Consider the following 9,148-nt stretch of genomic DNA (forward strand, 5'->3'; position numbering starts at 1 on the left):
ACCGCGCCGCCGGGCCGCGGCCTGACCCCGCGGCAGCGCCGCCGCCGGGCCGTCGCCGACTCGCTGGCGGAGCGGGGGTACGTGGCCGTGCTCGCGCACCCGTTCGTGTCGCCGGAACTGGCCGACCAGCTCGGCCTGCCGGCCGACGACCCGCGCCGGCCCGCGGTGCGGCTGGCCAACCCCCTCTCCGATGAGGAGCCGCTGCTGCGCACCACGCTGCTCGGCCCGCTGCTCGGCGTCCTCAAGCGCAACCTGGGCCGGGGTCACCGCGACCTCTCCCTCTACGAGATCGGTGCGGTCTTCCACCCGCGCGTCGGCGCGGGCAGCCCGCCGGCGATGGGCGTGGACCGGCGCCCGACCGACGAGGAGTTCGCTGCCGCCGACGCGGTGGTGCCGGCGCAGCCGGTGCACGTCGCGGTGGTGCTCACCGGCGACCTGGACCCGGCAGGCTGGTGGGGGCCGGGTCGACCGGCCGGCTGGGCGGACGCGATCGAGGCGGCCCGTGACGTGCTGGCCGCCGCCGGGATCCCCGACGAGCGGGTCGAGGTGCGCGCCGCCGAGTACGCCCCGTGGCACCCGGGTCGCTGCGCCGAGCTGCGGGTCGACGGCTCGGTCGTCGGACACGCCGGTGAGCTGCACCCGGTGGTGGTCGCGGCGTTGGAACTGCCCCGCCGCACCAGCGCGATGGAACTGAACCTCGACGCGCTGCCGGCGACCCCGGTGATGCCCGCGCCGACGGTTTCCGGCTTCCCGCCGGCGCTGATCGACGTGGCCCTGGTGGTGGACGAGTCGGTGCCGGCGGAGCAGGTGCGCCGGGCCCTGGAGGCGGGCGCCGGTGAGCTGCTGGAGGACGTGCGGCTGTTCGACGTGTACTCCGGTGCTCAGCTCGGCGCCGGCCGCCGGTCGCTGGCGTACAAGCTCACCTTCCGGGCACCGGACCGGACGCTGACCGTCGAGGAGGCGGTCGCGGCACGGGACGCGGCGGTCGCCGTCGCGGCGGAGCGCCTCGGCGCCACCCTGCGCGGCGCCTGACGGGGTCGGCCCGGGCCCGGCCCGCGATCTCTCTGATCCTCGGGTTCGGGGGTCGGAGTCGCTGGCGGCGCACCTGCAATCAAGGCTCTGGCCAGGTGATTCATCACCTGGCCAGAGCCTTTTTAGTGGATTGAATACGCCACCCCGGGGGGAGGTCCTCGTGGCTAGCTATTCAATGGATGAACGTGAACCGTTCCAATTTCACGGCACCGACAGATGGTGCCGTGACTGAGTAGCTTTAGCTAGGACGAGCCACGTGTCCTGCCGTCCTCAGGCGCGCAGTATGGGAATGCTGTCGAGCTGATCTTGGCGAAGGTTTGATCCGATGATGCCGGACGGCCGTCCCCGCTCGGGTCTGCAAGCCACTACCTCGTTCGGTGTGATCGCGAAGTCGACGCTGAAGTCATGGTCCGCGTCGGGAAGCTCATCCTCGAGTAGCTGGGTCTGGTGGATCGTGGTGGCGATGGCGGTCTCGGTGGTGACGAGTCCGGCTTCGGTGAGGAGGGCGATCTCCAGGTCGGAATAGCCGGCGCCCTTCCCGACCCGCACGCCGCTTCGGCGGCTGACAGCGACGCTGCCGCAAACAATGAGGTCCACTTGACGCATTTCAGCGGGTCCCACCGTGGGAGCGACCTGCGGTGCACCGCGACTCGTAGCTGCGGTCTCGATTGGTGCGGTGAGGCTGGCGGGGTCGAGCAGATAGAAGGGCTTGGGGGTAGCGAGTTTCGGGACCGCCATGTAGAGCAGCTTGCCTTCCTGCAGGGCTCGTACCCGGACGGGATGTTGGGCCCGGTCCGGGTTGCACTTGATCACTCGTGCCTTCTTCCATACCTCCAGTTCCGCGAGGCGGACTGCGGCTTCTTCCTTGCCAGCGAAGTCCGGGATGTGACCGTGCACGCCGGGTGGGACGGCACCTTGACGTTCGAGGAGGTCCCATACGTGTTGCCGAACGGCGTGTTTGGCACGGTCGATGTCGGTCACGTGGGTGCTCCTATGGGCTCATGAGGGTGAGGAGTCGATCGTTGACGTCCTGGACCGAGGGCTCGTCGCGCCAGGGGCGTAGCTGTCGGGCGGCGGCAATGGCGAGGTTCAGTCCACCCCCGGCACGGGTTCGCTCGATGACGTCGATGGCCTGCCGCAGGTAGGACGTCGCGGCGTCGACGTCGCGTTGGAGGATGCTGGCGAGGGCGAGGTTGCCGAGGATGACGGCGGTGGATTTGCGGCGTGCGGCGATCAGTTGTCGGGCGTTCTCGAGCGCTGGCACGGCTTTGTCTGGCTTGTTGAGGGAGAGCCAGCAGGACCCCTCGAGCCTCGTGTAGTGGCTGGGGCAGAAGATGGCGGTGGCTGGATCTCGGGCGTCGACGGCGGCGAAGTGAGTTTCAGCGGTACCGAGGGCGTCGGAGCAATCCCCGGCCTGACCGAGCATCGCGTGTGCCTCAGCCCGATGCAGTTGGGCGAGGCCGGCGATGACGTGACTGTCGCTGTGGCTGACGGCGGCGGCGCGGGTCGTCAGGACAAGACCGGCGTTGGGTTGCTTGGTGCCGTAGAGGGCGAGATAGCTCTTGCGGAGCAACGCGTTGGCCTCGGTGACCGCGTCTCGCGTTTCCTGGGCTGCGCTGATCGCTTGGTCGAAATAGGCAGCGCTGGCGACATGGTCGCGCCGCTGCGAGGCGTCCCAGACGAGTTGACCCATCAACGTCGCGGACTCGGCGACTGCTGCCGCCAGCTCGCGTTGAACCGGCCCGTTGTTGGCGTGCTGGCGAAGGAAGATTGCCTGACCGTGTAGTTGCCCGGCCTCGGCGAGCAGGAGCGTCGAGGGCGTCTGGTCGTAGCGCTCGTCGAGGTGCCGTACGCGCTCCCTCAGGTATGCCACAGCGATCAGGTCGACGCGGCCGGGGTTGCGCAACACGTAGCCGAGACGCTCGTCCGGCGGCGACGGTGCCTGGCCGACGTCGGCCAGGAGGTCGGCCAGTTCCTCGATCGACAGCTTGAGGACCGCGGCGAGACGCGGCCGGTGCCAGGGCTGCGGGTCAGTCTCCGCCCGTTCCCACCGCACGATGGTGGAGCGGTCGACGCCGAGGGCCTCGGCGAGGCGTTCCTGGCTCAGGCCGATCGTCTTGCGGCGTTGGGCAAGCCGGTGCCGACGCCTGTCCGCCACCTACCGACTCCCTTCGCCGCCATCCGTCACGATCCATTCATCCAGCTCACGCCATGTGACGCAATGGGGATGCATCAGATCTGCGCCGTTGCCGCGCTGGGCACCAGCGACCGTCGGGGCTTGTGTAGACGCATGGCCGAACGGATGAGAGCAGAAGCCGCTGTGCAAGGCGTGGCGACTACGTGGGCTCCCGCCTGTTCCGCTGCCTTTCCAAGCCCGACCTACTGAGTGGGGAAAGAAGTGAGCGCCCAGGAGCGAGACCGGCCCAGAGAGCACACCCCGCTGCGCCCGATCTGGCTCTGCCGTGCCTGCGGCCAACCCTGGCCCTGTGGGCGTGCGAAGCTCGCTCTCGTCACCGAGTACGACGGCAACCCGGTCAGCCTGTTCCTCTACCTGGCCAGCCTGCTCCATGACGCCATCGACGACCTGCACAAGCTCAACCCCACCACCACCGGGTGCGCCAGTGACATGTTTGATCGGTTCCTTGGCTGGCCCGCCCGCCACACCCGCTCCTACCGGAGGACTGAGATCGGCTCTCCGCAGCCCGAGGAGCCGGAAGCATGAAAGGCTCTCGCTCGCCGGACTTGGGAGTACATCATCATGCAGGGCAGTGTATTAACTTGCAGTCCTGTGTCGTCCTTGTTAATCTTCGCTGCATAGTCATGCGGAGGTGAGTATGGGGATCCGAGTCGCGGTCGCCGGAGCGAGCGGGTACGCCGGGGGTGAGCTGCTGCGCCTGATCGCCGGGCACCCCGAATTCGACCTGGTCGCCGCCACCGCGCACAGCCAGGCCGGGCACCGCGTCGACGTGGTGCACCCGCAGCTCACCGGGCTCGACCTGGTGCTCGGCGAGACCGATCCAGCCACCCTGGCCGACGCGGACCTGGTCTTCCTGGCCCTGCCGCACGGTCAGTCGGCCGCCCTCGCGGCCCAGCTACCGGCCGAGGTACGGATCGTCGACCTGGGCGCCGACCACCGGCTGGCCGACCCGTACGCCTGGGCGCAGTACTACGGCGGCACGCACGCCGGGCAGTGGACCTACGGCCTGCCCGAGCTGCCCGGCCAGCGGGAGCTGATCGCCGGCTCCGCCCGGGTGGCGAACACCGGCTGCTACGCCGCCGCCATCACCCTGGCGCTCGCGCCGCTGATCGCCGACGGCGCGGCCAGCCCCGCCGACGTGGTGGTGGTCGCCGCCTCCGGCACGTCCGGCGCCGGCCGGGCGGCCAAGCCGCACCTGTTGGCAAGCGAGGTGATGGGCGACCTGTCTCCGTACCGGGTGGGAACCCACCAGCACGTCCCGGAGATCAAGCAGGCCACCGGTGCGACAGGCCTGTCGTTCACCCCGGTCCTGGCGCCGATGCCGCGCGGCATCCTGGCCACGGTCACCGCGGTGCCGGCGCGCGGCGTCGACCCGCAGGACGTGCTGGCGCGGGCGTACGCGGACGCGCCGTTCGTGCACGTGCTGCCGGAGGGCCGCTGGCCGCACACCGCCGCCACCCTGGGCTCCAACTCGTGTCACCTGCAGGCCACCGTCGACGTCGACTCGGGTCGTCTGATCGTGCTCAGCGCGTTGGACAACCTGGGTAAGGGCGCGGCCGGTCAGGCCGTACAGAACGCCAACCTGATGCTCGGCCTGCCGGAGACGACGGGCCTGTCGATCTGGGGGACCGCCCCATGAGTGTCACCACCCCTCGGGGGTTCCGGGCGGCCGGGGTGGCCGCCGGGCTCAAGGCCAGCGGCGGCGCGGACGTCGCCCTGGTGGTCAACGACGGTCCGGACGCCGGAGTGGCCGGTGTCTTCACCACCAACCGGGTCAAGGCCGCGCCGGTGCTCTGGACTCAGCAGGTCGTACAGGGCGGTGTGGTCCGCGCCGTGGTGCTCAACTCCGGTGGCGCCAACGCCTGCACCGGCCCGGCCGGTTTCCAGGACACGCACGCCACCGCCGAGCACACCGCCGCCGCGCTGACCGCGGTCAGTCCCCGGTTGATCCTCGGTGCCGGTGAGGTCGCGGTCTGCTCGACCGGCCTGATCGGTGAGCGGCTGCCCATGCCGAAGCTGCTGCCGGGCGTCCGCTCGGCGATCCGTGGGTTGTCCCGCGACGGTGGCCCGGCCGCCGCCGAGGCGATCATGACCACGGACACCCGGCCGAAGAACACGGTGGCCCGGGGCAGCGGTTGGACGGTCGGCGGCATGGCCAAGGGCGCCGGGATGCTCGCGCCGGGGATGGCCACCATGCTCTGCGTGCTGACCACCGATGCGGTGGCCGGGCCGGCGGCGTTGGACGAGGCGTTGCGGGCGGCCACCCGGGTGAGCTTCGACAGGGTCGACTCCGACGGTTGCATGTCCACGAACGACACGGTGCTGCTGCTGTCGAGTGGCGCGAGCGGCATCGAGCCGACGCCGGCCGAGCTGGCCGCCGCCGTCACCGCGGCCTGCCATGACCTGGCCCAGCAGTTGGTGGCCGACGCCGAGGGCGCCACCAAGCAGATCGCCATCGACGTGGTCGGCGCGGCGGACGAGGACGATGCGGTCGAGGTGGGCCGTACGGTGGCCCGCAACAACCTGGTAAAGACGGCGCTGTTCGGCAACGACCCCAACTGGGGTCGGATCCTCGCCGCCGTCGGCACCACCGCCGCCGCGTTCGAGCCGGACGAGGTGGACGTGGCGGTCAACGGGGTGTGGGTGTGCCGGGGCGGCGCCGCCGCCGAGGACCGCTCGAAGGTCGACCTGACCGGGCGGGACGTGACCATCCGGATCGACCTGCACGCGGGTACGTCGGCCGCCACGATCTGGACCAACGACCTGTCCCACGCGTACGTGCACGAGAACTCGGCGTACTCCACATGAGTCTCAGCAACGACCTGGCTCGCGCCCAGGTCAAGGCGGAGACGCTGATCGAGGCGCTGCCCTGGCTGGCGCGCTTCTCCGGCTCGACGGTCGTGGTCAAGTACGGCGGCAACGCGATGACCGATCCGGAGTTGCAGCGGGCGTTCGCGGCCGACATGGTCTTCCTGCGCTACGCGGGTCTGAAGCCCGTGGTGGTGCACGGCGGGGGTCCGCAGATCTCCGCGATGCTCGGTCGCCTCGGCATCGCCAGCGAGTTCCGGGGTGGTCTGCGGGTGACCACCGCCGAGGCGATGGACGTCGTCCGGATGGTGCTGGTCGGTCAGGTGGGCCGGGAGCTGGTGGGCTTGATCAACTCGCACGGTCCGTACGCCGTCGGCCTCTCCGGCGAGGACGCCCGGCTGTTCACCGCGGTGCGCCGTCCGGCGTACGTGGACGGGGTGCCGGTCGACGTGGGCCAGGTCGGAGACGTCGAGTCGGTCGACGTGTCGGCGGTGACCGACCTGATCGATGCCGGCCGGATTCCGGTGATCTCCACGGTGGCGCCGGACGTGGACGGGGTGTTGCACAACCTCAACGCGGACACCGCCGCCGCGGCGTTGGCCATCGCGCTGCGGGCCCGCAAGCTCGTGGTGCTCACCGACGTGGCCGGTCTGTACGCGGACTGGCCGGACACCACCAGCCTGGTCTCCGAGATCGTCGCGGACGACCTGGCCAAGCTGCTACCCAGCCTGGAGTCGGGGATGGTGCCGAAGATGGAGGCCTGCCTTCGGGCGGTACGTGGGGGAGTGCCCGCCGCGCACGTCGTCGACGGTCGGGTGGCGCACTCCACGTTGCTCGAGGTGTTCACCTCGGAAGGGTTCGGAACGATGGTGGTGCCGGGAGACGGGACGGACGCGACATGAGCACGTTGGCGCAGCGGTGGAAGCAGTCCATGATGGACAACTACGGCACGCCGCCGTTGGCGTTGGTCTCCGGCGCCGGCGCCGTGGTGGTCGACGACGCCGGCCGGGAGTACCTGGACCTGGTGGGTGGCATCGCGGTCAACGCCCTCGGTCACGCCCACCCGGCCGTGGTGGCGGCGGTGTCGAAGCAGGTGGCGACCCTCGGGCACGTCTCCAACCTCTTTGTGGCCGAGCCGCCGGTCGCCCTCGCCGAGCTGCTGTTGGCGCTCGCCGGGCGACCCGGCCGGGTGTTCTTCGCCAACTCGGGCGCGGAGGCGAACGAGGCGGCGTTCAAGCTCTCCCGGCGCACCGGCCGCACCCACGTGGTGGCCACCAGGGGCGGCTTCCACGGGCGCACCATGGGCGCGCTCGCGCTGACCGGCCAGCCGGCCAAGGCCGACCCGTTCCGGCCGCTGCCCGGCGAGGTGACCCACGTCGACTACGGCGACGTCGCCGCTCTCGACGCGGCCGTCTCCGACGCCACCGCCATGGTGATCCTCGAACCCATTCAGGGTGAGAACGGCGTGCTCGTCCCGCCGGCCGGCTATCTCGCCGCGGCCCGGCGGATCACCGCCCGGCACGGCGCGCTGCTGGTCCTCGACGAGGTGCAGACCGGCGTCGGGCGCACCGGGCACTGGTTCGCGCACCAGGCCGAGGGTGTGGAGCCGGACGTGGTCACCCTGGCCAAGGGGCTGGGGGGCGGGCTGCCCATCGGCGCCACGCTGGCCTTCGGCCCCGCCGCGGACCTGCTCACCCCCGGTTCGCACGGCACCACGTTCGGCGGCAACCCGGTCAGCTGCGCGGCGGCGCTCGCCGTGGTGGCGACCATCGCCAACGAGGGCCTGCTCGACAACGTCAAGCGGGTCGGTGAGCGGCTGCGTCGCGGCATCGAGGCGCTGGGCCACCCGCTGATCGCCGGGGTACGCGGTGCCGGTCTGCTGCTCGGCGTGGCGCTCACCGCGCCGGTGGCGTCGGTGCTGGCCGAGGCCCTGCGGGAAGCCGGCTTCCTGGTCAACCCGGTGCAGCCGGGTGTGATCCGGCTGGCGCCGCCGCTGATTCTCACCGCCGCCCAGGCGGACGCCTTCCTCGCGGCGCTGCCCGCCGCACTGGACGCGACCGCCCCGGCCGCCGCCGGCGCGTCGACCGCACCAGCCACCCTGACCACCACGACGGGGACGACTCGATGACCCGGCACTTCCTGCGCGACGACGACCTCTCACCCGCCGAACAGTCCGCGGTTCTCGACCTGGCGGCGCGGATGAAGGCGGACCGGTTCGGGCACCGGCCGCTGGTCGGCCCCCGCTCGGTGGCGGTGCTCTTCGACAAGCAGAGCCTGCGGACCAGGATCTCGTTCGACGCCGGGATCGCCGAACTGGGCGGCCACCCCCTCGTGGTGGACACGCAGGTCACCCACTTCGGCCGCGGTGAGGCCCTCGCCGACGCGGGGCGGGTGCTGTCCCGCTACGTCGCGGCGATCGTGCTGCGGACCCACGGAGACGAGCGGATCGCCGAGGTGGCCGCCGGCGCGAGTGTGCCGGTGGTCAACGCGCTCACCGACGGTTTCCACCCGTGCCAGCTGCTGGCCGACCTGCTCACCGTCCGGGAGCGGTGTGGTGGCACGGCCGGCCGCACCCTGGCGTACGTGGGGGACGCCGCGAACAACATGGCGCAGTCGTACCTGCTGGCCGGGGCGACGGCCGGGATGCACGTGCGGATCGCCGGCCCGGCCGGGTTCGCGCCGGACCCGGCCGTGGTGGAACGGGCCGCCCAGATCGCCGCGGAGACCGGCGGGTCGGTGCGGGTGCTGACCGACCCGGCCCAGGCGGTACGCGACGCCGACGTGCTGGCCACCGACACCTGGACGTCGATGGGGCAGGAGTCCGACGGGTTGGACCGGATCACCCCGTTCCTGCCGTACCAGGTCAACAAGGAACTGCTCGGCCAGGCCGCCCCGGACGCGATCGTGCTGCACTGCCTGCCCGCGCACCGCGGCGAGGAGATCACCGACGAGGTGCTCGACGGCCCGCAGAGCGCCGTCTTCGACCAGGCCGAGAACCGGCTGCACGTGCAGAAGGCGCTGCTGACGTTCCTGCTGGGGACCGCGACGGACGGCGCCGCGACCGGCGACACCGCCGCCGGCGGCCCGCGATGACCGCGCCGCTGACCCGCG

General features: G+C 71.4%; 9 protein-coding genes. 7 read left to right on the top strand and 2 right to left on the bottom strand.

The window, feature by feature from the left end; translation table 11 throughout:
- On the top strand, nucleotides 1–1,032 hold a 1,032-nt coding region (locus PSH25_RS17680; protein WP_502361353.1), incomplete at its 5' end, for a phenylalanine--tRNA ligase subunit beta-related protein.
- Between the two features lie 270 nt (nucleotides 1,033–1,302).
- On the opposite strand, the gene PSH25_RS17685 is transcribed toward PSH25_RS17680, so the two are convergent.
- Nucleotides 1,303–2,013 (bottom strand): 5-formyltetrahydrofolate cyclo-ligase, encoded by a 711-nt coding sequence (locus PSH25_RS17685; RefSeq protein ID WP_238660128.1) that lies wholly within the window; start codon nucleotides 2,011–2,013, stop codon nucleotides 1,303–1,305.
- A gap of 10 nt (nucleotides 2,014–2,023) precedes the next feature.
- The gene (locus PSH25_RS17690) at nucleotides 2,024–3,190 is read right to left on the bottom strand and encodes a helix-turn-helix domain-containing protein (protein ID WP_238660129.1); all 1,167 of its coding nucleotides are present in this window, start codon (nucleotides 3,188–3,190) and stop codon (nucleotides 2,024–2,026) included.
- 240 nt (nucleotides 3,191–3,430) lie between these two features.
- Between PSH25_RS17690 and PSH25_RS17695 the strand changes: the two genes are divergently transcribed.
- The 6 genes from PSH25_RS17695 to argF all read left to right on the top strand — a co-directional run bounded on the left by PSH25_RS17695 (nucleotide 3,431) and on the right by argF (nucleotide 9,130).
- Nucleotides 3,431–3,754, top strand: a complete 324-nt coding sequence (locus tag PSH25_RS17695; RefSeq protein WP_238660130.1) for a hypothetical protein — start codon at nucleotides 3,431–3,433, stop codon at nucleotides 3,752–3,754.
- Between the two features lie 112 nt (nucleotides 3,755–3,866).
- Nucleotides 3,867–4,868 carry an N-acetyl-gamma-glutamyl-phosphate reductase gene (gene argC / locus PSH25_RS17700; RefSeq protein ID WP_238660131.1) on the top strand — a complete coding sequence of 334 codons (1,002 nt, stop codon included), beginning with the start codon at nucleotides 3,867–3,869 and terminating at the stop codon, nucleotides 4,866–4,868.
- On the top strand, nucleotides 4,865–6,037 hold the full coding sequence (gene argJ, locus PSH25_RS17705) for a bifunctional glutamate N-acetyltransferase/amino-acid acetyltransferase ArgJ (protein ID WP_238660132.1): 1,173 nt from the start codon (nucleotides 4,865–4,867) through the stop codon (nucleotides 6,035–6,037). The genes argC and argJ overlap by 4 nt, the downstream gene beginning before the upstream one ends.
- Nucleotides 6,034–6,939, top strand: coding sequence for an acetylglutamate kinase (gene argB, locus PSH25_RS17710; protein WP_238660133.1), 906 nt, complete (start codon nucleotides 6,034–6,036; stop codon nucleotides 6,937–6,939). Before argJ ends, argB begins: the two co-directional genes overlap by 4 nt.
- A complete protein-coding gene (locus PSH25_RS17715; RefSeq protein ID WP_238660134.1) occupies nucleotides 6,936–8,165 on the top strand; it encodes an acetylornithine transaminase in 1,230 nt (409 codons plus the stop codon). The genes argB and PSH25_RS17715 overlap by 4 nt, the downstream gene beginning before the upstream one ends.
- Complete coding sequence (argF, locus tag PSH25_RS17720) at nucleotides 8,162–9,130, top strand: ornithine carbamoyltransferase (RefSeq protein WP_238660135.1); 969 nt, start codon at nucleotides 8,162–8,164, stop codon at nucleotides 9,128–9,130. The genes PSH25_RS17715 and argF overlap by 4 nt, the downstream gene beginning before the upstream one ends.
- Nucleotides 9,131–9,148 lie beyond the last annotated feature (18 nt).

Origin of the sequence: Micromonospora foliorum (genome assembly GCF_022229015.1) — a bacterium.
GTDB classification, from domain to species: domain Bacteria; phylum Actinomycetota; class Actinomycetes; order Mycobacteriales; family Micromonosporaceae; genus Micromonospora; species Micromonospora foliorum.

Bases quoted from the DNA above. Each gene is read 5' to 3' on its own strand.
- argC (WP_238660131.1), top strand. From the start codon at position 3,867: ATGGGGATCCGAGTCGCGGTCGCCGGAGCGAGCGGGTACGCCGGGGGT.
- argJ (WP_238660132.1), top strand. From the start codon at position 4,865: ATGAGTGTCACCACCCCTCGGGGGTTCCGGGCGGCCGGGGTGGCCGCC.
- argB (WP_238660133.1), top strand. From the start codon at position 6,034: ATGAGTCTCAGCAACGACCTGGCTCGCGCCCAGGTCAAGGCGGAGACG.
- PSH25_RS17715 (WP_238660134.1), top strand. From the start codon at position 6,936: ATGAGCACGTTGGCGCAGCGGTGGAAGCAGTCCATGATGGACAACTAC.
- argF (WP_238660135.1), top strand. From the start codon at position 8,162: ATGACCCGGCACTTCCTGCGCGACGACGACCTCTCACCCGCCGAACAG.